We start from the raw sequence: 24,381 nt of genomic DNA, 5'->3' as shown, positions 1-24,381 counted from the left end.
TACTCATAGCCTGACACCTCCAGATTCTACAGGCTGCGCTTGAGGGGCATGACGGGTATGAATGGAATAATCGGCTTGCTGCGCATCCTTCACTTGCCCCTGCGGTTTAAGTCCTGCATCCACATCCGTCAGCGCTCCCTCTCCACGTTCACCTAGCAGCCCCCCGCGCTCACACAGTGACCCGGTAATGATCTCATCCAGCAGGCTGCTGAAGTCCATCCCGGCTGCCTCTGCACTCTGGGGCAACAGGCTGGTTGCCGTCATTCCGGGCAATGTATTCACCTCCAGCACATAAGGGATACCATCCTTCAGCAGCATATCCACCCGTGCATACACTGCGCATTTAAGCGCCCGGTAGCAGGTTAACGCCGCCGTCCGTACCTGTTCCTGCACCGCATCCGGCAGCCGGATAATCTGCTCCTCCGCTCCGCCCTGCTCGTATTTGGCCTCATAATCGAACCAGTCTGCACCCAGCGATTGAATCCCGATGACCGGCAGCAACTCTCCCCCCAGGATGGAGCAGGTAATCTCCTGTCCCGGGATGTATTGTTCAATCAGCACCGCTCCTCCATCCGCACTAGCAAAAGCCTTATCCACCGCCGCCCGCAGCCCCTCTGGCCCTCTTACCTTGGTCATCCCGATGCTGGACCCGCCGGAATTCGGCTTCACCATCACCGGATAACCGAGCCGTTCCACGGCTTCCGGGGCATAGTCGTCCATGCTGTCCCAACACAGCCAGTCGGGTGTGGGAATGCTTTTGCTGCGGATGATCGTCTTGGCCAGCCCTTTATCCATACACAAGCTGCTTGCGAGCACCCCGCTCCCGGAATACGGGATTCCGAGCGTCTCCAGGGCTCCCTGCACCGTACCATCTTCCCCGTAAGCCCCATGCAGGGCGAGCAGAGCGAAGTCCAGTCCGGCCGTCCCTTCCAGCAGCTCTTTACGCGAGGTAATGTGTACCGGGATTCCTGTGTATTTTGCCGGATCAAGCGCCTTCAGCATCTCTCTTCCGGTCTTCAGCGACACCTCATATTCGGACGACACCCCGCCCATAATCACACCTACTCTTAGCATATCCGCACCTCATTCTCCCATGATTTGCCGTGCTGTCTTCCCGATGATTGCAATACCCCTCACGATATCCTCATCCGCTACCCTGGAGAAGCCCAGCCGCAGCGTGTTCTGCCCTGCACCGTCTGTGAAAAAGATATCTCCCGCCGTAAAAATAACCCCCCGCGCGTGACAAGCCGCCAGCAATTCCCTTGTGTTGAAGCCTTCCGCGAACGTTACGAACAGATGCAGCCCCCCATCACCCGACAAGGAGGCATATGGTATATGCTCCTTACAGCAGGCCAGGGTCAGCTCGTATTTGCGTTTATACTCCAGCCGGGCTTTTTTGAGATATTTCTCCAGGTTGCCGCCCAGCAGATATTGATACAGAATGGACTGGTCAAGCGTCGAGGTATGAATGGTCCGCGCCCGCTTAACACTCTCCAAATAATAGATCAGCTCCTCATCCGCCAGCACCCAGCCTACCCGCAGCCCGGGGAACAGGACCTTGGAAAAGCTGCCGAGATACACCACGCCGTTCCCGCCGCCCGCCGCCGCAATTAACGGAGCCACATGGGCGCCGGAATAGCGCAGCTCTTCATTGAACCCGTCCTCAATCACCGGCACGTTGTAGTCCTGCATCAGCTTCATTAGCCCTTGTCTTTTCTCGGGGGACATGACGATGCCGGTGGGATTATGGTAGGAGGGAACCAGATAAGCACAGTCATACGGCCGCGCCTCCAGCGCCTGCTTCAGCTCCCCGAGGTGGATGCCGTCCCGCTCCATCGTGACCCCGTGAATTCCGAAGCCGTGCAGCTTCAGATTCTTGATTGCCGTATGATGCGTCGGATTCTCGCAGACCACTGCGCCATGCCGCTTGCCGAGAGCCGACAGCACCAGGTCGAAGCCCTCCGTGAACCCGTTCGTAATCAGCATATCCTTGCCGCGCAGATCCACGCCTTTATGCTCCATATATTGCTTGAGATAGTCTATTAACGGCTTATAGCCTTTGGCATATCCATAATTCAGCAGAACGTTGCCCTCTACGGACATACGCTCCAGGAACGCTCTGCGGACATGATCCAGCTCGAAGAGACGCTCATCCGGGGCGATGCTGGTAAAAGAAATCGTGCCCTTCTCCGCGCGTATCCCCCGCTTCATAATGTCCAGCTCCTCTGCAAGCAGCGCCTGCCCGCTAAGCCGTTCCTTCCAGTCCATCGTCCATGAGGCGGCTTCCGCACCGTTCTGCGCTGCCGCGCCTTGGGCGACATAACTGCCTTGACCCTGTACGGTATAGGCGAAGCCATCGTCCTCCAGACCCTCATAAGCCGAGATCACTGAGTTCCGGCTGACCTTCAGCAAGGTGCTCAGCTCACGTGTCGAGGGCAGCTTCTGCCCGCCTTGGAGCGCGCTTTTGATGATGAGATGCTTCATGTAATCCTTCACCTGGATCGATACCGGACGCCCGGCAATGAGCTTGAAATCCTTAAACATCCTGCGATCGCCTCCATAGCTATCATGGCACAGACTTTGCCGTAAAAAAAGAACCACCGCCCCGGGATTTTCTGCCGGACGTGGTTCTGTGGGGGATGAGGGGCGGGAATGTGGAGCTAATATTGCTTATACATGCGTCTTCTCAGCATACCGGTAATGGGGAATACCTGATGCGGGCGGATGCGGGCGGGTTGTGATTATCGGGTATTTTCGTGTATTGCCCGGGCACTAATTGAGCGCTCCCTGAGGGTTCTATTGTATTTTGTACAATCAGATAAGCGTATATTGGCCCTTTTTCGTATTCTGCTGCATTATGTGCATTAGAAATTTGGATTTTGCCTATTATCGGGCTAATTGCTGCAATTCTGTTGCAGGAAATACAGCAGAATGAGTTATGGATACGTTTTTTGGATCATTCTGATGTACAAAGTGCAATCACCCGTTAGCATTCTCCGCCGCCATCTGCCAGCTTCCTCCAACCTTCAGCAGACGCAGGACCGTAACCTCACCAGGAGCCGGTGCTGCTGCGGTATAGAATGTCTGGCCTTCAATGATCTGCGCCAGCAGCTGCCGGATGACGCCGCCATGGGTCACCAGTAATATACGGGATGCATCGGGAGCCTGCACCTCCCGCAGAAGCTCTATCCAGAAATGATCAACCCGGGCAGCGAATTGCGCCCACGCCTCCCCTTCCGGGGGCGTTGCCGACCCGGGGTTGTCAATCCAGCTCCGGTACAGCGGATTATCCTTAAGTTGATCATACGTGTAGCCCTCCCACGCCCCGAAGTCCACCTCCCGTAGCCGGGAATCATAGACTGCCTGCGGCATCAGGTGCGGAAGCAAGGCCGCTAGAGTTTCCCGGCATCTGCGCAGGTCACTGCAATAGACACTGCGGAACTCCCCGCCAAGCGGTGGCTGTGTCCGTAGCTTCTCAAGCCGCTCTGCCTCTCCCGGCACAAGCGGCAAATCGGTACTGCCCAGATAACGGTGTTCCTTATTCCACTGGGTATAGCCATGTCGGACTAAAACCACTTCCAGCTCCGGCTGCGCAGGGTTGGTCTGAGGTGACTGTGTACTCTGCAACTTTTGAGCCTTCTGACTGCCCCAGGTTTCCTGTGTATTCTGTGTATTCTGAGCATTCTGAGTTTTTCGAGCATTCTGAACCTTCTGAGCTTTCTGGATTGCCGGAGAAGACTCCCCCGCACCCAATGCTTGAACTTTCTTCAATCTGCTCAACCCCCGATCCCATGCCATAGCAGGGCAACGGCTGCACAGATGCAGACAAAGATAGCCGAGGACCACATCATCATCCGCGAGGTCACAATAATATCCTCCGGCTCCATCGTCCGCAGCGGATCACCCATGTAAGCGCGAAAGGAAGTTATGCCATGGTATACATTCTCACCGCCAAGCCGGATGCCAAGCGCCCCGGCTACTGCCGATTCGGGATACCCGCTGTTCGGGCTGGGATGCAGGCGGGCATCCCGGCGAACCGTGTGCCAGCATCTGCGCCAGTCCAGCCGCAGAAGTGCCGCACATAAGGTTAAGAGCAGCGCAGTCATCCGCGCCGGTATGTAGTTGGCGACATCATCCAGGCGGGCCGATGCCCAGCCGAGATCGCGGTATTTATCATTCTTGTAGCCGACCATGGAATCCAGCGTGTTCACTGCACGATAAGCCATAGCCAGCGGTGCGCCGCCCAGTAAGGCGAAGAACAGCGGCGAGATGATCGCATCGACGATATTCTCCGCGACCGTCTCCACCGTACCGCGCACAATCTCCGGGCTATCCAGATGGTCTGTATCGCGGCCAACGATCATCCCGAGCGCCCGGCGGGCGGCGGGCAGATCCCCCGAGCGCAGCTCGGCGTAAACTGCCATGCCCGCATCCTTCAGCCCTTTGGAGGCAATGGTGGTGGAGATCAGCCACACTTCGGCTGCTCCGGCCAGCCAGGGCGATAGCCGGTAGAGCAGCATGACAACCAGCGCTGTCAGCGCCCATGCGCCGCCTGCTACCAGCAGAGGAAGAAGAATTCCCGCCCGCTTCAGAGCATTGGGCGTTGCAGCGAAGCGGCGAATCCCCCGCTCCAGGGCACTAATCGCCTTCCCCATATAAATAACGGGATGGGGAAGCTTGCGCGGGTCGCCGGCTATCCGGTCCACAATATAAGCAAAGAGCAGGATGATAGCAAGCTTCACCTTGGATCACCCCGCCGCTCTGTATAGTAGTCCGTGTTCGTCATTCCCGGCCGCCGCTCTGAGAGACACGTGGTGGCAGAGAATGTGGTGCCTGTGGCGCTGCTGCGTCGACTCCTTGCAGAGCCTGCAATGCTTCTGCGTGTACCCCGTGCACAGCCTGTAACGCTTCCGCGTTTACTCCTCGCACTGCCTGTGATGCTTCCGCATCTACCCTCCGCGCAGCCTGTGATGCTCCCGCGTCTCCCCCGTGCGCAGCCTGCAATGCTTCCGCCTGCGCGCTGCTCACAGATTTCGCTGCCTTCACTGAGCGCAGGCTCTCCGTCACCGTGCTGTACACCAGTCTGCCGATGGCTCCGCCGAGGTCAGTCGCCGTCCCGGCATACACATGCTCCGCAGCATAGCGGCGGCTTCCGCTCACCGCAAGCACGATAGCATCCGTAGTGGTGCCGGTCGCAATGAGGCCATTCTCGGAATCCGTGATTCCGAGGTCTGCCAATGCCGCAGCCTTTGCTTCGGTAGCCGTCATCACAGCGTTAACCATGGCTGACTGGGACAACCAGCCATCAATCCCAATCATGATGTTGATCGTGCCTGGACGGTAGGCTGCCAGCACACTACGCTGTGATCCCGCCCGGGCCGCGTTGCCCGCAGCCGCTGTTACGCAGCAGAATATGCCCGCTGATCCGGTATCCTCCTCAGCAACGGCGGCGTGCTCCAGCGGAACTGCCGTCATCAGGCCCGCGCAGCCTTCCAGCGGGTAGCCCCACTCCTGAAGCTTGTTTTCCAGATCCTGCACCGGATTGCTGCATTCGTAGTCCCGGCTGACGTATTGATTCACCGCACGCTTCAGACGCCCCGCGCCTCCGCCATATACCGCACTTGATATACTGTCCGCTTCAGCCGGAAATTCCAGCAGCAGATGGCCCTCCCGCCATTCAAGCACCACCCCGGGCCACACCTTGCTCTGGTACGTCTTCACTCCGTCTTCAAGATTAAAAGGCAGACTAACCTCGATCTCATCCACGTATCACCGACTCCTTTCTTTAGTGACTCTCAAAATCTCCTGATTGCGGATGCCTCACACCCCCGTCCGGATCAGCTCCCCCATCTGCTGCAGCAGACGGTCATTGTCCGCGCGGCCCTTCACCGCTACGCGGATGTGTCCCGGCTCAAGGCCGGGGTACATCGCGCAGCTGCGGACGAGGATGCCGCCCGCGCCCAGCCGCTGCTGCATCTCCTGCGCGCTCCACGGAGCGGGCAGCCGCAGCAGCAGGAAGTTCGCTTCGCCCGGCGGCACGCCGCAGCCGAGCTCAAGCAAGCCCTCCCGCAGCCGCTGCCGCTCGGCTGCGATCAGCGCACGCGTCTCCTGCCCGTAGCCGTCGCCGCAGCTCAGGCAAGCTTCCCCGGCCAGCAGCGCCAGGCCGTTCACGCTCCAGGTCACCTGCTTGCCCGTCATGGCCGCGGCAAGCGCCGGATGCGCGGCAGTGAAGCCCAGCCGCAGCCCCGGAATGGCAAAAAACTTCGTCATCGAGCGCACCAGCACCGTATGACGATAAGCCCCCAGCTCCGGCAGCAGGGATTGCCGGTCCGCCTCCGGGATGAAGTCGATGAACGCTTCATCCACCGCCAGCACCGTCCCGCAGGCCTCCGCCTGCTGCGCGAGCTGCCGCAGCGCGTCCAGCGGATACTGGACGCCGTTCGGATTATTCGGCTGGCCGAGGAACAGCAGATCGACCTGCTCCAGCAGGCCGGAGATACCGTCCACGTCAGCCCGGTAATCCGTCCGGCTGCTCCCCTGAACGGACAAGACCTCCGCGCCGAACTGCTCCGCGAGCTGGCGGTACTCGGAGAAGCACGGCTCCACGATGCCCACCCGGCGCGGAGCCACCGCCAGCAGCAGCAGCGCCATCGATTCTGCCGCCCCGTTCGCCACGGTAATCCATTCCGTGCCGAGACCCAGCTCCTCCGCCAGCAGTGCCTTCAGCCTCCGGTGGCCCGGATCGGGGTACGCTGTGATTGCGGAGACCGCATCCCGCAGCAGCGCCAGCACACCGGGCGGCGGCCCCAGCGGGTTAATATTCGCGCTGAAATCCAGAAACCCGCCGTTGCTATCGCCGTATAATTCAGCTGCGGTCAGCAGATCACCGCCATGTCCATATTTTTCAAGCATATGTATATCCCCCATGTTTATATTTCGCCATCATATATCCCCCGTGTCCATATCTCCCCATCATAATATCCTCCGTGTCCATGTTTCCATCCTATATCCTCTCTGTCCACACTATTAATGATTTATCAATGCTACATCAGGCAGTTACCTTCTGTGTAATATGTAAGTCTCACTTCACTATCCGTAGTTATATCACCATTCTCCCAATTATTGGCCAATTGCCGGAAATCCGTCAATGCTATATCACCCATTTCCCTGCCTCCACCCGCCATTCCCGTTCCGTTTTGTAGAAATCTCTCTTTTAGTTTAGAATAAGTACAGCAGTTTACTATGGTTAACGGAGGAATCACGAATGCTTTTTATTGATAATACCGGCATTACAGACGCATCGATCAATCTGGCCATTGAGGAATTTGCGCTCAAAAACCTCCCGATGGACGAGAGCTACCTGCTCTTCTATATCAACAGCCCGTCGATTATTATCGGCAAGCATCAGAATACGATCGAGGAGATCAACCAGGAGTATGTGAAGGAGCATAACATCCAGGTCGTGCGGCGGCTATCCGGCGGCGGTGCAGTGTATCATGATCTCGGCAACCTCAACTTCAGCTTCATTACCAAGGATGACGGCCAGTCCTTCCATAATTTCCTGAAATTCACCCAGCCGGTCATCGACTATCTGCAGTCTATGGGCGTGAACGCCGAGCTCAGCGGACGCAACGACCTTCAGGTTGGGGAGCAGAAAATCTCCGGCAACGCCCAATTCTCCTCGCGTGGACGTATGTTCAGCCACGGCACCCTGATGTTTGATTTGAATCTGGATGATGTCCAGGCTTCCCTGAACGTGAATCCCGAGAAGTTCAAGTCGAAGAGCACCAAGTCGGTCCGCAGCCGGGTCGCCAATATCAAGGAGCTGCTGGGCAATCCTGATATGACCATTGAACAATTCCGCGAAGGGCTGCTGCGTTCGATCTTCGGCATGGAGGCCGCTGATGTGCCTCAGTACAAGCTGACAATGGACGACTGGGTGCGGATCAATGAAATCTCCAAGGAGCATTACCAGAACTGGGACTGGAACTACGGTCTCTCGCCTAAGAGCAACGTGAAGCACACCCGCAAATTCCCGGCCGGACTCGTGGATATCCGCATGGATATTGAAGATTCGGTCATCCGGGAGATCAAAATCTACGGCGACTTCTTCGGCGTGGGCGATGTGGCAGATGTGGAGAACGCGCTGCGCGGCAAGCGTTATGAGGAGGCAGAGGTCCGCCAGGCGCTGGCTGATCTCGATCTGAAGCATTACTTCGGCCGCATTGAACCGGAGGACTTCATCGGACTTGTGTTTCTTGAGGAATAGCAGCTGCATATAAAAGAACCCCGCTAACCTTGCCGCATCCTGCGCAGAGCTAGTGGGGTTCTTTGTCTTCGTATCCTTGCCGGATTCGCCGCTATACAAGCACGAACACATACACAACGAGCGCCAGCGTAAGCATCACGCATACTTTCTCCACCGCGTTGCCCTTCTTGGTGCCGGTGCTCATCAGCTTCAAGCGCAGCTTGAAGGGAATCGGAGGCAGCGGGGTAATCCCGCGCTGAGTCAGGGAGTCGGCGAGGAGATGCAGTCCGTAGGACAGGCCCCCGGCAATCCACAGACTGCCGCCGTCATTCATGTCAAGGGAGACGAAGTACAGCAGCGCGCCCCATCCGGCCACGGCATACAGCGTATGTGTGATTCCCCGGTGTGGAACTATGGAAGCTACGACCAGCACACAGGCTGCGATATAGTTCCATGGATCATAGGCATCGGCAAAAGCAAACAAGGCCAGCGCAATCAGCAGCATCACCAGATGCCGCAGCCTGCGGCTGGGCAGGAAGGATACGCTGCCGACCAGCAGCGCCAGTGCGATATTCCAGGGCGGCTCCGCTATCCCGGCAAAATAAAGATAAATGCCCGCTCCAATCAGCGCTACCTGCAGAATACGCAGCAAAAACTCCGGCACGGCCTTGCGTACCAGCATGGAATTCGGCTCGTCGATATCGGGCAGCAGTGAGCTGACCACGGCGACGGCAACAGCCGGAAGGGTAATGGCATGCCCTAGCAAGCTCATGGCGGACAGGGTAACCCCGGTGCTGATAACTAAATGGGATTTGCCCATCATGGTGAATCCGCTCCTTAGATGAAAGTGTAAATGCTTCTGGATGTCCCGAAATAAGAACAGGTGTGCGGTTACCGAAGTATACCAAGGCTTTCCTTTTTTGTCCAGCTTATATGTAGTTTCCAGGCTCCTCAGGCCCGCGGGGCCAAGGAAGCCGTACAGTTTCGGCTTGTCCTGCCCCCTGTTTTAGGATACAATTTGGACAACTCAACTGGCCCCGAAAGGATGACACCCTGTGAATCGCTCCCGAATCGCCGATCTCAGTCTCCTCCTGGTGGCGATGATGTGGGGATGCACGTTTCTGATCGTGCAGTCCGCCGTGCGGGTGCTGCCGCCGCTTGCTTTTAACAGCATCCGGTTTACAGGTGCCGCCGTGCTGCTGGCCTTGATTACCGCTGTCTTCTACCGCCAGGAATGGCGTAAGCTGAGCTTGCGCATGGTGATGCATGCCCTGCTGCTGGGCCTCTTCCTGTTCCTCGGCTATGGCTTCCAGACCGTGGGGCTGCTGTACACCACCACCTCCAACACGGGATTTATTACCGGGCTGTCGGTGGTGCTCGTGCCGTTCCTGTCTCTGGCGCTGCTGAAGACGGCCATTTCCAGATATACCTGGCTGAGCGCCGGTCTTGCAGCAGGCGGCTTGTATCTACTGACCTTTACCGGCTCTGCCTTCTCCCTGAATAAGGGCGATGGCCTAATTCTGCTCTGCGCCGTGGCTTTTGCGCTGCAGATCGCGTATACCGGCAGATACGCACCGCGTTATCCGGCCCTGCCGTTGGCGGCGCTTCAGCTCGGCTTCGTAGGCCTGCTCAGCATTGTTGCCTCCCTGCTTGTGGATGGAAGCGGCCCGCTGCTGCACAGCGGAGAGCTGCTCCGCCAGCCGGAGGTGCTCTCTGCGATGCTGATCTCCATCGGGCCAACCAGCGCCTTCGCCTTCTGGATTCAGACGGCCTGCCAGAAATACACCACCCCGTCCCGGGTGGCGATCATCTATGCCATGGAGCCGGTGTTCGCTGCCGTCACCGGCCTGCTCTTCGGCGGAGAGACGCTGGGCGCATCTGCACTGCTCGGCTGCGGCTGCATTCTTGCCGCCATGCTGCTGGCAGAGCTCAACCCCGCACCGTCCGGGACGCAGGCGGAGGGCTGAACCGGAATCCGCGAACCCTTTTACCAGACTTAAAGTTCATATGTTCCATTGCTACAGACAGAAAGCCGTGCTTCCGTTCCCCTTCCTATAGAAGTGATAGCGGATAGCCGGATTACAAACCACACTTAGGAGAGAACCCAAATGTACAAATTGATTGCCATTGATATTGACGATACCTTGATTAACGACGATAAGGAAGTGACCCCGGCCACCCAGACCGCGCTGGAGCAGGCTGTAGCCGCAGGCGTTGTGGTTACCCTCGCTACCGGACGCGCTTATGCTTCCGCCCAGGCGATTGCCCGCCAGACCGGACTGAATGTTCCGATCATCACCTACCAAGGGGCGCTGGTAAAGAACCTGCTCGATGAAGAGGTCCTGTATGAGCGTTATGTGCCGCAGGACGCGGTGCGCAAGCTTTTCCAGTATTGTGTAGAGCATGATCTGCACCTGCAGACTTATATTGACGACAAGCTGTATGCCCGTGAAGAGAATCAGAAGCTGATTGACTATTCCACTCTGAATGGAACGCAGTACTACATCGAACCGGACTGGGAAGCCAAGCTGGTTCCGCAAAAAACACCAAAAATGCTCATTATCGACGATCCCGACTTCCTCGATGAGCTGTCTCCGATCCTGCGCCGCCTGCTCGGCGATTCGGTTCATATCACGAAGTCCAAGCCACATTTCCTGGAGATTATGCATCATGAAGGCACCAAGGGTCTGGCCCTGGAATTCCTGGCTGCGCACTTTGGCTGCGAGTTGTCCGAGACGATGGCTGTCGGCGATTCCTGGAATGATCATGAGATGCTTGAAGCTGCGGGTCTCGGTGTGGCCATGGCGAATGCCATTCCTGCGCTTAAGGATATCGCTGATTTCGTTACACTCAGCAACAATGAGGACGGCGTGAAATACGCTATTGATAAGTTCATTCTTAACGCTGGCCAAGAAGCATAAGCTGCTACAACACCAGCAGAACATCTCATGCTAAATAACCCCACAAAGTGGGGCTTTAGCTTCGATGTATATTCAGATACTTTGCGGGGACCCCAGAACATCTAAATTATCTTTCCAAAAAGGGAGGCACCCCGCAGATTCATGGTATGAACTGCGGTGCGCCACCCTTTTATACTAAATAGAAAGGAAGTGTGCCTTCATGGAAGAGATATCAAATGAGGAACAACTGCAATCCATAGCCTCTATGCAATCGACAATCCGTAAGCTTGAGAGTGCCTTAACCCAGATGACGAATAGCGGCACCAATACTACTCTGGTTCAGAAACGCCTGAACGCCATGCACATCGGGTTAGCAGTTCTGGACAACGTTTGGAATCAGAAGCCGCTCTCTTGTAACCCTGCCGAGCTGGCAGAAGCCCGCCATGTTCTTCTCGGGTTAACCCCCTCCGTAGAATCCAGTTATGCTAAATCTAAGGCTGGGAGCCCGCAGCGGACACTTTTGGACAAAAGATTGAAGGCGCTGGGACAGATCATTCAGGCAATGGACACTCTCTAAGAAGCTAGGCGATAGGGGCTAACAATTCCTCCTTCGCCTCCTGCTCAAGCTGTGAATGGTACAGATCCGAGTAGCGCCCCTCTGCCTCAAGCAGCTCTTCATGTCCGCCCCGCTCCACGATTTCCCCGTTCTCCATCACCAGGATGACATCGGCATTCTGGATCGTTGAGAGCCGGTGGGCGATCACAAGCGTTGTCTTATCCTTCATCAGCTTACGGATGGCCTGCTGGACCATTCGCTCTGACTCATTGTCGAGGGCAGCCGTAGCTTCATCAAGCAGCAGAATCGGCGCATTTTTGAGCATCGCTCTGGCAATGGACAGCCGCTGTCTCTGACCGCCGGACAACCGGGAGCCATGCTCACCGATATCCGTGTGTATGCCTTCCGCCAGCTCCGTCACGAACTCGTACGCATTCGCCTGCCGCAGCGCCTCGATAACCTCTTCGTCTGACGCACCGGGCTTGCCGCTCTCAATATTGTCCCGGATGCTCCCGGAATACAGTCCCGACTCCTGAGGCACATAGGCGAAGTAGCTCCGCAGCTCTGCAAGCGGTATTCCGCTGATCGGACGGCCGTTGATCGCAACCTCACCCGCATCCGTCTGATAGAAACCAAGCAGCAGCTTGAACAGGGTGGATTTCCCCCCGCCGCTCGGACCTACTACGGCCATTTGCTGGCCGCGTGCCAGCTCCAGACTGACCTTGTTAAGGCTCTGCTTCTCACTGCCCGGATAGCTAAATGACACCTCTGCAAGCCGTAGCTCCCCGAACCCCGGCAGCTCCGCCCTGACTTCAGGCAGCACCTCAACTTCAGCAGGCGCATCCATCACCTCGAAGATCCGCTCCGCTGCACCCAGCGACTGCTGCATGGAAGCGACCAGGCCCGGCAGGGATGAGAACGGACCCACCAGATAGTTCATCAACTGAATGAAGGCAATCATCGCCCCGACCTCAAGTCTTCCATTCGCCACGAACCACCCGGCAATCACCAGAGCCAGCAGGAAGGTCAGATTCCCCAGCAAGGAGGAGATCGCTCCGGTTGCGCCTTCGATTCTCGCTTTCTTTTTCTCCCCTGAGGCAATATCCTCACTGTAGCCTACATACTGCTTCTGCAGCCTGCGCTCCATGGAGAATGCCTTGAACACCATGCTGCTGCCCAGAATATCGTTCAGAAAAGCCGTAGTCCGGCTCATACTTTCCTGCACCCGCACACTGTTGATGCGCATGGCATTGCCGAAGATTTTACCGGTCAGGAACAGCAGCGGCCCGATGGACAGGCAAATCAGCGCCAGCAGCCAGTTAATATAGAGCAGATAGCCGAAGGAGGCTACCGCCAGCAGCGGGTTGCGCAGCAGATCCAGTATTACCTGCCCGCACGCTTCCCCCACCGACTGATTGTCATTCGTGAACCGGGACAACAAATCACCCGAATGATTGCGGTCGAAATAAGACTGCGGCAAGGCCAGTGTATGTCCCATCATATCCTGGCGCAGCTCATTTCTGATTTTGGCTGATACATTGGTCTTGAGATACGCACTGACGAAGGTATTCAATCCCGTAACCAGCAAGAATAGAATCCCGAACCAGGCCAGCCCCTTGAACGACTCCACATCCAGCCGGACGGCCGCATCCGTAATCCGGGCCAGGAACCAGGCCATCGTAAGATCGAGCACAATACTGAATAACGTCACCAAGAGCAATACGGCATAAATCAGCTTATGTCTAAGCATGTATGTACTTAATCTGGCAAAAGCACCTTTTTTCTTTTTCACAACCTCATCTCCTCTTTAAAATTCCAGCCCCTACGGCACTAACAGTTTCTTCCTAACCCCTGGCACATCGTTATAGTATAGTCCCTCCTTCCCTTTTTGAAAATAAAGAAATATACGCATCATATACATAAAACTGGAAAGCGGACTCGTAGTGGGCCCACTCTCTGCGGCTCCGATGCCTTTAGTTTACTAGACCCCAGGCAAGGGGCCCAGCGACGGCAGACGGATTCCCTTGTCGGTCTTGGGGATGAAAAGCATAGTAAAAACTCCCCATACAGCAGCAGTAATCAAACCTGTCTGCTTTATGGGGAGCGTATTTTAATCGATATGACTGTGCGTGAATAGTCGGCTGACACGGATTATAAACTTCTGTCGTGGTGATGGACCGGCTTTATTTCTCCCAAAGCTCAACCAGCCGCCCGTCAGGGTCTGTAATCCAAACAAATTGTCCGAATTCGCTGCTCTCTTTGTTCTTGGCAAGCGGTACGCCTATCTGTTCCAGATGCTTGATAACCTCGTCCAGATCATGGACCTGGAAATTCAACATTACCTGTTGCTCTGCCGGGAAATAAGAGTCATGCTCAGTGAAGAAGGACAAGATCGTCTCATTGCCTGACCCGGGTCTGATTACAGTCCCGTTCCAACTGTCGATTTCAAGCTTCAGCGCCTCACTGTACCATTTCTTCACCGCTTCAAGATTTCCGGTCCTCCAGAAGATACCTCCGAAACCTTTGATCATCACAACCAGCTCCTCTCGGCAATCCAACTCACTGCATCAAATTGCACACATCCTAAGTGACACACACAAGTCCCGCACTGCTATGCTGCTCAGATCTCCTCCCGGCACAGCGGAAGCCTCATTCCCGTAACGGCAAGCGTAACCTTCTCCGGCAGAATATAATCCTTCTCCAGATTGATGTCATGCGACATATGTGTGTAGACCGCACGGCGCGGCTGAACGGTCTCCAGCAGGTCGGCGGCTTCGGTCATATCATACACAGAGCGGGTGGACAATTCAGCTGCCTCGTAATAAAAGCTGGTTCCCAGCACCAGCAGGTCCGCTCCATGCATACGCCTGGTTTCCTCCGTGGTCAGAGAGATCGAGTCCGGGCAGTACACCCAGGCATATTCCTCCTTCTCCAGTCTGTAGGCGTAGGAATAACCATTCTTGCCATGGTTGACCCGCCACGTCGAAATCTGCCAGCCGTCCAGTGTGATGCCGTCATCGCAAGGAATCATATCGATATGCCCGGTGAGCCACGGGTATTGCCGCTGAATGACAGGAATAACCTCTGCCGGAGCATACAGCTCTCCCCGGAAGCCCATCCAGCGGCAGCTGTCCGCCCATTCCGGAAGCCCGCCGATATGATCGAAATGCGCATGTGTCACGAGCAGACGCTTCATGGTACGGTGCCCCTGCAGCTCCATCTGCCGCCGCCAGTCCGGTCCGCAGTCGATCGCCAGGAAGCCGCTGCCGTTATCTATAAGCACAGAAGAACGCAGGCGGTTGTTGCGCCCGGTGGTTCTCGCTTCCGTGCAGGTCTCACAATCACAGTAGACCCGGGGTACGCCCATGGCATCCCCTGTTCCGAGGAACACTAATGTATCCATTTGCTTGCCCACCTCATCGTCCTTTTTCTCAAATATCCGTCAGTTCATTATAGAACAGGAGCCACTCCTTTGCACACCGGCCTGCAAGAACGGCAAAGAGCCGTCCTTCGGCCTCATCCGGCCATAGAACAGCTCTCTTCCTCATACGCACCTCAACTCAGAACCTGCCTTTAACTGCCTAGATCCCGGCCAGCACCTGATACCATATGCCCCGCTTGGAGTATAGCGTCGTACGTACTTCCTCCCAGCCGCCAAGATAGCTGATGTCGAACAGTCCGGCAGGAACCGGATATTGGCTCTCATGAGCCGCATAGACCTGCTGGCTCACGGGACGAAAGCCGAACTTGGCGAATATCTCCTGCGCCTGCGGCGTCGTCAGATAATCTACAAGCGCATCTGCGGCCGCACGGGTACCATGCTTATCCGCGTATTTATCCACCACAGCCGCAGGATTCTCGATCAGAATCGTATTCTTAGGGATGACCACCTCATACTTCACACCCTCGGCAATCCGCGCCAGCAGCTCATTCTCATAAGTGACGATCACATCGCCCACCCCGTACTCGAAGGCAGCCATCGACGCCCGTCCGCTTTTATCCAGAGATTCGACGTTCCTGTGTATACTCTCAAGGAAGGCCTTGGCAGCCGCAGGGTCCTTCGCCCCCTCCTGCTCCTCAGAACGCTTCAGGCCGGCCCCGTAGATCGCGTTGATGTCCCACTGGGCACCGCCGGAGGTCTTCGGATTAGGGTAGAGTACCTTCACCCCCGGCTTCGCCAGATCGGCAAAATCATGAATCCCCTTCGGATTGCCCTCCCGCGTTCCCAGGGCCACAACCGACCGCGTCACCATGCCCGCCTCGCCGCCTCGCTTCTTCCAGTCCTTCTCCACCAGACCCGCCTTGACCAGCTTCCCGACATCGCCTTCCATGGCAAGCAGCGTGACATCCGCCTCGAAGCCGCCGGCAATCGCCCTCGCCTGGGTTCCGGAAGCCTCATAGGACTGCTGGAATACGATCGATTGACCGGTATCCGCCTTCCACTTCTCAGCGAACCTGGGAAGAATCTCGCCCATGGCATCCTTCACCACGCTATAGGCACCCACCACAAGCGTTAGATCTCCCTGCGGCGGTGCACCTGCCTCTCCTGCAGCCTGTTGCTCATTCCCGCAACCGGCAGCGGTCAGGGTGAACACCGCCAGCAGTAAGACCGTCAGCCATCCGTGCAGTTGTCTGCTCCTTCTGATAAGCCTCATACCGGCGACACATCCCACATCATTTATTTTTTAGATAAATACAGGCATCGGATCTTTCTTAAGCCCATTCTCCTGAATCCAGCTCCGCTCCTCATTGAACAGGTAAGCGCGGTGTACCAGCACGGATATCTCCTGGCCCGGAGTGAGCGTTTCTTTCTCCAGGGAGCGGTAGGTGACCAGCTTATGTCCTTTTACCTCAACCTCCACGAGCCATTCACTTCCGCGAAAATGCAAATGCTTGACCGTACCCTGCTCCGTGGCCGAAGCCATTCTGAATTCATGCAGGTAGCCTACCTCAATGTACTCGGGACGGATCAGCGCCTTGGTCGGCTTGCCGTCGCCTGCGCCCTCGAAGCCCTTCAGCTCGGAAGCGCTCCCGATCAGCGTGGATTCCCCGATGAAGGTGGCCACGAACGGTGTCTTAGGCTCTTTATAGATATCCCAAGGCGTACCCTTCTGCTCCAGCCGCCCCTGGTTAATGATCATAATCTCATCCGCTACTTCAATCGCCTCATCCTGGTCGTGGGTGACGAAGATCGAGGTGATCCCGACACGTTCGATCAGCTCCCGCAGCCAGGAACGCAGCTCCTGACGGATCTTCGCATCAATCGCGGCGAACGGCTCATCCAGCAGCAGCAGCTGCGGCTCAGGGGCCAGCGCCCGGGCAAAAGCCACCCGCTGGCGCTGCCCCCCGGACAGCTGATGCGGATACCGGTTCTCGAAGCCCTTCAGCCCGGTAAGCTCCACCAGCTCGGTGACGCGGTCACGGATGACAGACTTACTGGCTTTTTTGACTTTCAGGCCGAAGGCGATATTCTCGAACACCGTCATATGCTTGAACAGCGCATAGTTCTGGAAGACAAAGCCGATCTCACGCTCCTGCGGCGGAAGATGGTTCACCGCCCGGCCGTGGAAAATAATCTCGCCGCTGTCCGGCGTCTCAAGGCCCGCCAGCATCCGCAGGATCGAGGTTTTGCCGCCGCCGCTTGGGCCGAGCAGCCCGATCAGATGGCCTTTGGTAATGCCGAAATGGACATCCTTCACCGCATGAAAATCGCCAAAATGCTTATCGAGTCCCCGGACCTCTACATGCATAATTAGTGCCCTCCCTTTCTTCTCTTGCTCCATTCCATAAGCAGCAGCAGTCCTGCGGAGAATGCGGCCAGCACCAGTGCTATCCCGCCCGCAGCCGTAACATTGAAATTCTCGACATCCTGATAGACCAGTGTGGTGGCCGTCTGGGTCCGGTTCATAATATTGCCTGAGACAACGAGCACCGCACCGAACTCACCCAACGAGCGGGCCACCGTAAGAATCACTCCATAGATGACCGCCCAGCGGATAGAAGGCCAGGTTACCTTCCAGAAGGTCGTCCAGCCATATGCGCCGAGTGTGGACGCGGCCTCTTCCTGCTGGGACCCGATCTCTTGCAGCACCGGCATCACCTCACGCACCATTAGCGGGAACGTCACGAACAGGGTAGCAATCACCATTCCCGGAAAAGCGTACACAATCTTCACTCCGATTTGCTCAAACAACGTGCCCAGCGCACTATCCGGCCCGAGCAGCAGAACGATCATCAGCCCGCCGATAACCGGCGATACCGCATAAGGCAGATCCACGATGCTGTTCAGCAGGCTTTTGAGACGCCGCCCCAGCCAATTCGCCCGTACCAGATACAGGGCCGTCATGATGCCAAACAGCGTATTCAGCAGCGTCACAACCACCACAACGTATCCCGTCATCAGCAGCGCATGCAGCGCCTCGGGCCGGGTCAGGGCGTTCCAGAATCCGCTCCAGCCTTCGCTGAAGGCCCCCATTGTCATCCTGCCAAGCGGAGCTGCGATCAGGATGAAGAACACGAGATAGGTCAGTCCAATCCACAATCTTCTCATGATCTTCTCCCCCGCATCTGCATGAGGCTGATCAGCCAGAGAATCAGGAAGGATAAGGTCAGCAGAATGATCGACACCGCTGCGGCTCCCGCCGGATTATCACTTTCGACCTCTCCGAAAATAAATACGGAAGACACCAGCGTGCGCCCCGGAATATTGCCTGCCACGAGAACTACCGCACCGAATTCAGCGAGCGCCCGCGAAAAGGCCAGCATCCCGCCGCCGATCATGCCAGGTGCCATAGACGGAAGAATGACCTGGAGGAAGACCCGGCTCGGCTTCGCTCCCATCGTATAGGCTGCCTCTTCTTCCGAAGCATCCAGCTCCTCCAGTAGCGGCTGCACCGCCCGGATGACGAAGGGGAATGTGACGAAGACCATCGCAATCACAATCGCAGGCTGGTGAAAAACAATCGTGAAGCCCAGGGATTCCGCAAGGCCTCCGATCAGGCTTCCCGGACCCAGCAGCAGCAGAATCATCAGTCCGCCAACCGCAGTTGGCAGGGCAAACGGGAGATCGACAAGGCTGTTCAGCAGCGCCCTGCCCCGGAACTTATAACGGATAAGGACCCAGGCGATCATCGTACCCAGCAGCACATTCGTAAGCGCCGCAATGACCGCCAGCTTGAGTGTTAACAGGACCGACTTCCAGGCAATCGGATCGCTCACACTTTCAGTGAAGCTTCCTAGCCCGGATGAGAATGAATTGTAATAGACCCCGAGGATCGGCAGCACAATCAGTATGACAAAATAAAGTACAACCGTTGATCTAAATCCCCAGGTCCAGCCCTTGTGCCTGATCAGCGAATTCAATGGTCACCCTCCCACCTCCGGATAACCGGTCGGTATACTCGACTTTAAGGTTTGATTATTCCTATTAATATACTTGGTTTAAAGTTATTCCTACTTTACCAAATACCGCTTGCCGCCGTCAATTACTTTGTTAGTTTTTGGGTTAAAGTATAAGTAGCACTTGTTGCATCCAAATCAGAGAGGGGCTGTTCATGATGCTGCATACTATGGAGATCACCACCAGCAAACGGGATGAAATGCGGGATATTACCCGTGAGGTTCAAGCTTATGTGAAGAATAGCGGAGTACTTAACGGACTGCTAATTGTCTATTGCCCGCACACCACCGCAGGGATTGCGATTAACGAGAACGCCGATCCTGATGTGAAGCGTGATGTGTTGATGCGTCTGGATGAGGTCTATCCTTGGGAGCATCCCAAATACCGCCATGCTGAGGGCAATACGGCTTCCCACCTGAAGTCCATTACGGCCGGTCCTTCGCAGACTCTTATCATTCATGAAGGGGCTGTGCTGCTGGGCCGCTGGCAGGGCATCTATTTTTGCGAGTTCGATGGTCCAAGGCAACGCCAGTGCCACCTCAAAATTATAGAAGGCTAGCACTGCCTGCCCTTGTAGAAGAGCAGCAACGCATGAACCGCGAAGCTGCTCTCTATACAATTTATAGTTCCTGTAACACTTTCACCATGCAAAGTTATACCAATGCAACGCTCTAAAGTACGAGCCGTTAAAAAAACAGCTTTTTATAAACTGCGGCTTAATACCTTGACATGCGTCAAGGCAGCTTGCTTCACATCTTCGAACAACACTTTATCCTGAATATAATACGAAATGAATCCGTGAGCAGATAAGAATAAGGTCAGCGGCACATTCTGCCAGTCCTCCGATACATATCCCTCTTCCTTCATATGACGGCGGACAATGCTTGCAAATAACTCGAAACACCGGCCCTGTTCTGCCCGGCAATAAGCCAGCAGCTCTTCGTCTCGAATCATGAACATGATCTCATACTGATACGGATGGTCCAGCCCGAACCGGATGAACTCCATAATCAGCTGCTCTACCCGGGTCATTCCCTCTTGAGGCGGAGTGGTCATAGCTTGATTCAGAAGTGAAGCCACATGATTGAAATCCTCAACGACAATGGCGTAGAAAAGTTCGGCCTTCTCTTTGAAATGGTAATATAGGGAGCCGTGGCTGTAACCCAGGTGCTGGCCAATGCTGCGCATCGAAATGGCACGGTACCCTTTGGTGATGAAAAGATGCCTCGCCGCCTCCAGAATTCTTTCTCTCGACAACTCCTGTTCCACTGCTCTTCTTGCCATAATCTATTCCCCTTCGCTGTAGTAAAGCCGCCGCCCTTCCGTAACCAGGGATTGCCCCTCCGTAAGATCGGTTATCCATGCGATAAATGCGTCACCTTCATCATTGCGCGGAAGACACAGCAGTGTAACTTTATCCGTAAACAAAGTCTCTCCGGTCTGGATATTACGCCCCCGCAGTGCATTCTCCACCTTGCCCAGCCAAGTGTACTCGATTTCCACGAATACCTCCCGTCTCAGCACACGTGTAATGACCTCTCCGGCCGCAAGCGCCAGTACAGCGCCATCGGTATAGGCCCGGATCAGCCCGCCTGCACCCAGCATAATGCCTCCGAAATAACGGGTAACTACAATAGCGACATTCTTCACCTGTTGGCTGCGGATTACTTCCAAAATCGGTTTCCCGGCCGTTCCACTCGGTTCCCCGTCATCCGACTGTCTCTGGATCTCATCCCTCTCCCCGATCATATAAGCAGAGCAGTTATGCGTAGCATTCCAGTGCTGCTTCTTGATCGAATCGATAAATTGCACAGCTTCTTCCTCGTTCTCCACCGGCATAACATGCCCGATAAAGCGTGATTTACGGATTACGACCTCCCGCGAGCCGGGGGTACGTACCGTCCGGTATTGTTCTAGCATTGTTGTCCATTCCTTACTCTACATGTGATAACTTGATATATATTAGGAGCAGCCCTGGTAGTGGTTACCTATGGACTGCTCCCTGATGACTTAACTTACTATGAATGATCTGAGGTTAGAGTGGGACTATTCGGTAAGTCTGGCTTCCAGCTCAGCCTTTTCTTTCTCGTAGCCTGGTTTGCCCAGCAGTGCGAACATGTTCTTCTTGTAGGCTTCAACACCCGGCTGGTCGAACGGATTCACACCCAGCAGGTATCCGCTGATCCCGCAAGCCTTCTCGAAGAAGTACACCAGATAGCCGAAAGTATAAGGCGTCTGGTCAGGAATGGTAACGATCAGGTTCGGCACCTGTCCGTCGGTATGCGCCAGCATAGTTCCCTGGAACGCCTTCTTATTAACGAAGTCCATCGTCTGGCCGGTCAGGAAGTTGAGGCCGTCCAGATCATCTGGATCATTCTCGATCGTTACATGGTGCTGTACCTTCTCCACTTGAATAACCGTCTCAAAGATGTTGCGGTTACCCTCCTGAATGAATTGGCCCATGGAGTGCAGGTCCGTCGAGAAGTCCACTGAGGACGGATAGATTCCCTTGAAGTCCTTGCCTTCGCTTTCGCCGTACAGCTGCTTCCACCATTCAGAGACAAAGTGCAGGGACGGCTCGTAGTTCACGAGGATTTCTGTCGTCTTGCCTTTGCGGTAGAGCGCGTTACGTACTGCAGCATATTGATAGCTCTGGTTCGTAGCCACATCTGGATTGTTGAACTCATCGGCTGCGGCTGCGGCCCCCTGCATCATTTCTTCAATGTTAATTCCCGCTACGGCGATAGGCAGAAGGCCTACCGGTGTCAGTACGGAATAACGTCCGCCTACATCATCTGGGATAATGAACGACTCATAGCCTTCTTCGTTAGCCAGTTTCTTGAGTGCGCCCTTCTCCTTGTCTGTTGTAGCGTAGATCCGTTTGCGTGCTTCTTCCTTGCCGTATTTCTTCTCCAGTGCTGCACGGAAGATACGGAAAGCAATGGCAGGCTCGGTAGTTGTACCGGATTTGGAGATTACGTTCACGGAGAAGTCTTTGCCTTCTACCAGGTCAAGCAGATGCGTGATGTAGGTAGAGCTGATGTTATTACCGGCAAAATAAACCTCCGGTGTCTTGCGCTTGTCCTTGGACAGGTTATTGTAGAAAGAATGCGACAACGCCTCAATAGCTGCGCGTGCCCCCAGGTAAGATCCGCCGATACCAATAACGATCAGCACTTCGGAGTCGCTCTGGATTTTCTTGGCAGCCTGCTGAATACGGGCGAATTCTTCCTTGTCATACGCTGTAGGGAGATCAATCCAGCCCAGGTAATCGGAGCCGGCTCCGCTCTTGTTATGCAATTGTTCGTGGGCCAGCTTCACCGGAGCGGCGAAGTAGTCGATCTCGGTCTGGCTGAAGAAGGAAAGGGCTTTGGTGTAGTCAAAATTAATCTTCTTGGACATCGGTAATGGTAGCCTCCTGTTTATCTCTTTAGATTTGACACCGTGTGTTGCAACATTATAATCTAGAATACTTTAATTTGCCTTGACTGGCAAGGTCTTAAGGCATATCCCCGGCTTTCCGAACCCTGTTTATGAAAAAAACACTGAAAGCGGTTACCAAGCAAACAAGCAGACCTGTTCTGTGGAACATGCTGTAACCTTCTGATAGAATGAAGGCAAACTTAGTTTCTATAATATGATCTCAGGAGAGCAAAGGTGGAATTGAAATGAAGCACATCGGCTTTATCGGACTCGGAACAATGGGAGCACCTATGGCGTCGAATCTGCTGCGAAGCGGCTTTGAGGTTACGGTGTACAACCGTACAGCAGCGAAATGCAAACCTCTGGAACAGGAAGGCGCGAAGACAGCCGCCACTCCGCAGGCAGCAGCAGAAGGCAAGGATGTTATTATCACCATGATCAGCAACGATGATTCGATCCGTGAAGTCTTCTACGGTGACGATGGTATTCTCGCTACCCTTCAGCCGGGAACAACTGTGATTGATTCCAGCACCATCTCCCCCGGCCTTGCAAAAGAGATCGCCGCTGAAGTTGAAGCACGGGGCGGCAGCTTCCTTGATGCCCCTGTAACCGGTAGCAAGCCGGCAGCTATAGACGGCACACTGGTCTTCATGGTCGGCGGACATGCCGAAGTGATTGAGAAGCACCGGGATCTCTTCGACTCCATGGGCCGCCTGCTGCTGCATATGGGCGCTAACGGCAGCGGCGCTGTAGCCAAGCTGGCTCACAATGCCATGGTCGGCATTCACAATGTCGCGCTCGCCGAGGGCTTCTCCATTGCGGTGAAATCCGGAGTACCCGCAGACAAGTTCCTGGAGCTGGTGAAGAACGGCTCAGCCGGCAGCAAGCAGGCCGAGCTGAAGGGCCAGAAGATCATCGAAGGCGACTTCAGCAACCAGTTCTCTCTTGCCCTGATGCTCAAGGATCTCAAGCTGGCCTCCTCGCTCAGTGATTCCACCGGCGTCCCTTCCCCTATGCTCGGCGTAGCCAAGAGCATGTTCCAGGCAGGCTTCAACCACGGCTACGGCGACGAGGACCTCTCCGCGGTGGTCAAATCCTACGAAGACTGGATCGGGAAGAAGATCGGAGAAGGTAACTAATCTAACGGCGGCTTTTCCAGAATCTGTTTATGATGGTGTTACACACTATTGTAAACAGGGGAGGAAATTTCAATGCTGACCTTTGAACTCGCCCGGCCACAAGATGCGGCCATGTTGGCGGATGTACAGAAAAGAACCTTCGACGATGATGCCCGCCGTTATCAGGGTAAAGAAGAGGATGGCCCTCCGGGCTATGATTCTGTGCCCTGGCAAGCGGAACAGATGCAGCAGGGCCATTACTACAAGCTTCTGAAAGACGGTGAAATTGTCGGCGGGATGATAATCATCCCGTCATCTTCAGAAGAGGAATGTCATCTGGGCCGCATCTTTATCGATCCGCTCTGCCAGAATCAAGGCTTCGGACATGAAGCTTTGCATTTCTTATTTGTACAGTACCCTGCTGCCAAGCGCTGGACGCTGGATACTCCCTCTTGGGCCGTCCGGAATCATCACTTCTATAAGAAGCACGGCTTCATAAAGACCGGGGAGACCAAGGACTTTGAGAGTAATGAGAGCATCTGGGAATATGAGCGCACAGGTCCGCTGACAAAGGCAGGCCGTTTAGAGCAGAATTAGCCTAACGGTTGAACTAGCCTGTGCCTTATACCACACCTAAGAATGTACTCGGTTTAATACGAAAATAAAAATATCGGAAAATGCGCCGCAGACTGGGTTTTTGACAAAAAAAGACCCACCACCCCAAAAAAACGTTTCGT

The 24,381-nt window shown here is 55.3% G+C and carries 24 protein-coding genes; 7 read left to right on the top strand and 17 right to left on the bottom strand.

The annotated features are described in order from the left end of the window. Positions 1–3: 3 nt before the first annotated feature. The 6 genes from MKZ07_RS30715 to cobD all read right to left on the bottom strand — a co-directional run bounded on the left by MKZ07_RS30715 (position 4) and on the right by cobD (position 6,912). Positions 4–1,074, bottom strand: a complete 1,071-nt coding sequence (locus tag MKZ07_RS30715) for a D-alanine--D-alanine ligase (RefSeq protein WP_341029336.1) — start codon at positions 1,072–1,074, stop codon at positions 4–6. 9 nt (positions 1,075–1,083) lie between these two features. After that, positions 1,084–2,544, bottom strand: coding sequence for an aminotransferase-like domain-containing protein (locus tag MKZ07_RS30710; protein WP_341029333.1), 1,461 nt, complete (start codon positions 2,542–2,544; stop codon positions 1,084–1,086). A 435-nt stretch (positions 2,545–2,979) separates the two neighbouring features. After that, entirely contained in the window at positions 2,980–3,627 is a 648-nt protein-coding gene (locus tag MKZ07_RS30705; protein ID WP_235218456.1) for a histidine phosphatase family protein, read from the bottom strand. 149 nt (positions 3,628–3,776) lie between these two features. After that, entirely contained in the window at positions 3,777–4,742 is a 966-nt protein-coding gene (gene cbiB / locus MKZ07_RS30700; protein ID WP_076159145.1) for an adenosylcobinamide-phosphate synthase CbiB, read from the bottom strand. A gap of 40 nt (positions 4,743–4,782) precedes the next feature. Beyond that, entirely contained in the window at positions 4,783–5,766 is a 984-nt protein-coding gene (locus tag MKZ07_RS30695) for an adenosylcobinamide amidohydrolase (protein ID WP_341029328.1), read from the bottom strand. Positions 5,767–5,820: 54 nt separating this feature from the next. After that, complete coding sequence (gene cobD / locus MKZ07_RS30690) at positions 5,821–6,912, bottom strand: threonine-phosphate decarboxylase CobD (protein WP_341029326.1); 1,092 nt, start codon at positions 6,910–6,912, stop codon at positions 5,821–5,823. 352 nt (positions 6,913–7,264) lie between these two features. Here cobD and MKZ07_RS30685 point away from each other — a divergent pair, with 352 nt between their 5' ends. After that, on the top strand, positions 7,265–8,269 hold the full coding sequence (locus MKZ07_RS30685; RefSeq protein WP_036700449.1) for a lipoate--protein ligase: 1,005 nt from the start codon (positions 7,265–7,267) through the stop codon (positions 8,267–8,269). Positions 8,270–8,360: 91 nt separating this feature from the next. Here MKZ07_RS30685 and MKZ07_RS30680 read toward each other — a convergent pair whose 3' ends face one another. Further along, positions 8,361–9,071, bottom strand: coding sequence for a metal-dependent hydrolase (locus tag MKZ07_RS30680; RefSeq protein ID WP_036700452.1), 711 nt, complete (start codon positions 9,069–9,071; stop codon positions 8,361–8,363). Positions 9,072–9,303: 232 nt separating this feature from the next. On the opposite strand from MKZ07_RS30680, the gene MKZ07_RS30675 reads away from it, so the two are divergent. The 3 genes from MKZ07_RS30675 to MKZ07_RS30665 all read left to right on the top strand — a co-directional run bounded on the left by MKZ07_RS30675 (position 9,304) and on the right by MKZ07_RS30665 (position 11,725). After that, a complete protein-coding gene (locus tag MKZ07_RS30675) occupies positions 9,304–10,215 on the top strand; it encodes a DMT family transporter (protein ID WP_036700454.1) in 912 nt (303 codons plus the stop codon). Between the two features lie 141 nt (positions 10,216–10,356). Further along, entirely contained in the window at positions 10,357–11,169 is an 813-nt protein-coding gene (locus tag MKZ07_RS30670) for a Cof-type HAD-IIB family hydrolase (RefSeq protein ID WP_341029320.1), read from the top strand. A gap of 199 nt (positions 11,170–11,368) precedes the next feature. Then, positions 11,369–11,725 (top strand): hypothetical protein, encoded by a 357-nt coding sequence (locus MKZ07_RS30665; protein WP_036700459.1) that lies wholly within the window; start codon positions 11,369–11,371, stop codon positions 11,723–11,725. Between the two features lie 4 nt (positions 11,726–11,729). Here the strand turns inward: MKZ07_RS30665 and MKZ07_RS30660 are convergent, their stop codons facing one another. The 7 genes from MKZ07_RS30660 to cysT form a co-directional block, all read right to left on the bottom strand. After that, positions 11,730–13,496: an ABC transporter ATP-binding protein gene (locus MKZ07_RS30660; protein ID WP_051494009.1), complete on the bottom strand. Its 1,767-nt coding sequence runs from the start codon at positions 13,494–13,496 to the stop codon at positions 11,730–11,732. Positions 13,497–13,887: 391 nt separating this feature from the next. After that, positions 13,888–14,235 carry a VOC family protein gene (locus tag MKZ07_RS30655; RefSeq protein WP_036700460.1) on the bottom strand — a complete coding sequence of 116 codons (348 nt, stop codon included), beginning with the start codon at positions 14,233–14,235 and terminating at the stop codon, positions 13,888–13,890. Between the two features lie 89 nt (positions 14,236–14,324). After that, on the bottom strand, positions 14,325–15,107 hold the full coding sequence (locus tag MKZ07_RS30650) for an MBL fold metallo-hydrolase (protein ID WP_341029318.1): 783 nt from the start codon (positions 15,105–15,107) through the stop codon (positions 14,325–14,327). 178 nt (positions 15,108–15,285) lie between these two features. After that, positions 15,286–16,359: a sulfate ABC transporter substrate-binding protein gene (locus tag MKZ07_RS30645; protein ID WP_036700464.1), complete on the bottom strand. Its 1,074-nt coding sequence runs from the start codon at positions 16,357–16,359 to the stop codon at positions 15,286–15,288. Between the two features lie 30 nt (positions 16,360–16,389). Beyond that, a complete protein-coding gene (locus tag MKZ07_RS30640) occupies positions 16,390–17,454 on the bottom strand; it encodes a sulfate/molybdate ABC transporter ATP-binding protein (protein ID WP_036700466.1) in 1,065 nt (354 codons plus the stop codon). Positions 17,455–17,456: 2 nt separating this feature from the next. Beyond that, the gene (locus MKZ07_RS30635) at positions 17,457–18,254 is read right to left on the bottom strand and encodes a sulfate ABC transporter permease subunit (RefSeq protein WP_036700469.1); all 798 of its coding nucleotides are present in this window, start codon (positions 18,252–18,254) and stop codon (positions 17,457–17,459) included. Continuing rightward, a complete protein-coding gene (gene cysT, locus MKZ07_RS30630; RefSeq protein ID WP_036700471.1) occupies positions 18,251–19,066 on the bottom strand; it encodes a sulfate ABC transporter permease subunit CysT in 816 nt (271 codons plus the stop codon). The genes MKZ07_RS30635 and cysT overlap by 4 nt, the downstream gene beginning before the upstream one ends. A gap of 194 nt (positions 19,067–19,260) precedes the next feature. On the opposite strand from cysT, the gene MKZ07_RS30625 reads away from it, so the two are divergent. Continuing rightward, positions 19,261–19,662: a secondary thiamine-phosphate synthase enzyme YjbQ gene (locus tag MKZ07_RS30625; RefSeq protein ID WP_036700487.1), complete on the top strand. Its 402-nt coding sequence runs from the start codon at positions 19,261–19,263 to the stop codon at positions 19,660–19,662. A 143-nt stretch (positions 19,663–19,805) separates the two neighbouring features. On the opposite strand, the gene MKZ07_RS30620 is transcribed toward MKZ07_RS30625, so the two are convergent. From MKZ07_RS30620 to MKZ07_RS30610, 3 genes are all read right to left on the bottom strand, one after another. Next, positions 19,806–20,387: a TetR/AcrR family transcriptional regulator gene (locus tag MKZ07_RS30620; RefSeq protein WP_036700473.1), complete on the bottom strand. Its 582-nt coding sequence runs from the start codon at positions 20,385–20,387 to the stop codon at positions 19,806–19,808. Positions 20,388–20,390: 3 nt separating this feature from the next. After that, positions 20,391–21,023, bottom strand: coding sequence for a YigZ family protein (locus MKZ07_RS30615; protein WP_341029312.1), 633 nt, complete (start codon positions 21,021–21,023; stop codon positions 20,391–20,393). A gap of 126 nt (positions 21,024–21,149) precedes the next feature. Next, on the bottom strand, positions 21,150–22,505 hold the full coding sequence (locus MKZ07_RS30610; RefSeq protein ID WP_036700477.1) for a glucose-6-phosphate isomerase: 1,356 nt from the start codon (positions 22,503–22,505) through the stop codon (positions 21,150–21,152). A gap of 260 nt (positions 22,506–22,765) precedes the next feature. Between MKZ07_RS30610 and MKZ07_RS30605 the strand changes: the two genes are divergently transcribed. After that, positions 22,766–23,665 carry an NAD(P)-dependent oxidoreductase gene (locus tag MKZ07_RS30605; RefSeq protein WP_327196398.1) on the top strand — a complete coding sequence of 300 codons (900 nt, stop codon included), beginning with the start codon at positions 22,766–22,768 and terminating at the stop codon, positions 23,663–23,665. Positions 23,666–23,737: 72 nt separating this feature from the next. After that, positions 23,738–24,241, top strand: a complete 504-nt coding sequence (locus tag MKZ07_RS30600; RefSeq protein ID WP_341029310.1) for a GNAT family N-acetyltransferase — start codon at positions 23,738–23,740, stop codon at positions 24,239–24,241. Positions 24,242–24,381: the final 140 nt, after the last annotated feature.

The sequence above is a fragment of the Paenibacillus sp. FSL P4-0338 genome (assembly GCF_038002365.1).
Taxonomy (GTDB): Bacteria; Bacillota; Bacilli; order Paenibacillales; family Paenibacillaceae; genus Paenibacillus_AQ.
The sequence above is the reverse complement of the archived record's forward strand: the minus strand, read 5'-3'. Positions and strand labels throughout refer to the sequence as shown.

Bases quoted from the DNA above. Each gene is read 5' to 3' on its own strand.
- MKZ07_RS30715 (WP_341029336.1), bottom strand. From the start codon at position 1,074: ATGCTAAGAGTAGGTGTGATTATGGGCGGGGTGTCGTCCGAATATGAG.
- MKZ07_RS30710 (WP_341029333.1), bottom strand. From the start codon at position 2,544: ATGTTTAAGGATTTCAAGCTCATTGCCGGGCGTCCGGTATCGATCCAG.
- cobD (WP_341029326.1), bottom strand. From the start codon at position 6,912: ATGCTTGAAAAATATGGACATGGCGGTGATCTGCTGACCGCAGCTGAA.
- MKZ07_RS30685 (WP_036700449.1), top strand. From the start codon at position 7,265: ATGCTTTTTATTGATAATACCGGCATTACAGACGCATCGATCAATCTG.
- MKZ07_RS30680 (WP_036700452.1), bottom strand. From the start codon at position 9,071: ATGATGGGCAAATCCCATTTAGTTATCAGCACCGGGGTTACCCTGTCC.
- MKZ07_RS30670 (WP_341029320.1), top strand. From the start codon at position 10,357: ATGTACAAATTGATTGCCATTGATATTGACGATACCTTGATTAACGAC.
- MKZ07_RS30665 (WP_036700459.1), top strand. From the start codon at position 11,369: ATGGAAGAGATATCAAATGAGGAACAACTGCAATCCATAGCCTCTATG.
- MKZ07_RS30655 (WP_036700460.1), bottom strand. From the start codon at position 14,235: ATGATCAAAGGTTTCGGAGGTATCTTCTGGAGGACCGGAAATCTTGAA.
- MKZ07_RS30650 (WP_341029318.1), bottom strand. From the start codon at position 15,107: ATGGATACATTAGTGTTCCTCGGAACAGGGGATGCCATGGGCGTACCC.
- MKZ07_RS30645 (WP_036700464.1), bottom strand. From the start codon at position 16,359: ATGAGGCTTATCAGAAGGAGCAGACAACTGCACGGATGGCTGACGGTC.
- MKZ07_RS30640 (WP_036700466.1), bottom strand. From the start codon at position 17,454: ATGCATGTAGAGGTCCGGGGACTCGATAAGCATTTTGGCGATTTTCAT.
- MKZ07_RS30635 (WP_036700469.1), bottom strand. From the start codon at position 18,254: ATGAGAAGATTGTGGATTGGACTGACCTATCTCGTGTTCTTCATCCTG.
- MKZ07_RS30625 (WP_036700487.1), top strand. From the start codon at position 19,261: ATGCTGCATACTATGGAGATCACCACCAGCAAACGGGATGAAATGCGG.
- MKZ07_RS30620 (WP_036700473.1), bottom strand. From the start codon at position 20,387: ATGGCAAGAAGAGCAGTGGAACAGGAGTTGTCGAGAGAAAGAATTCTG.
- MKZ07_RS30615 (WP_341029312.1), bottom strand. From the start codon at position 21,023: ATGCTAGAACAATACCGGACGGTACGTACCCCCGGCTCGCGGGAGGTC.
- MKZ07_RS30610 (WP_036700477.1), bottom strand. From the start codon at position 22,505: ATGTCCAAGAAGATTAATTTTGACTACACCAAAGCCCTTTCCTTCTTC.
- MKZ07_RS30600 (WP_341029310.1), top strand. From the start codon at position 23,738: ATGCTGACCTTTGAACTCGCCCGGCCACAAGATGCGGCCATGTTGGCG.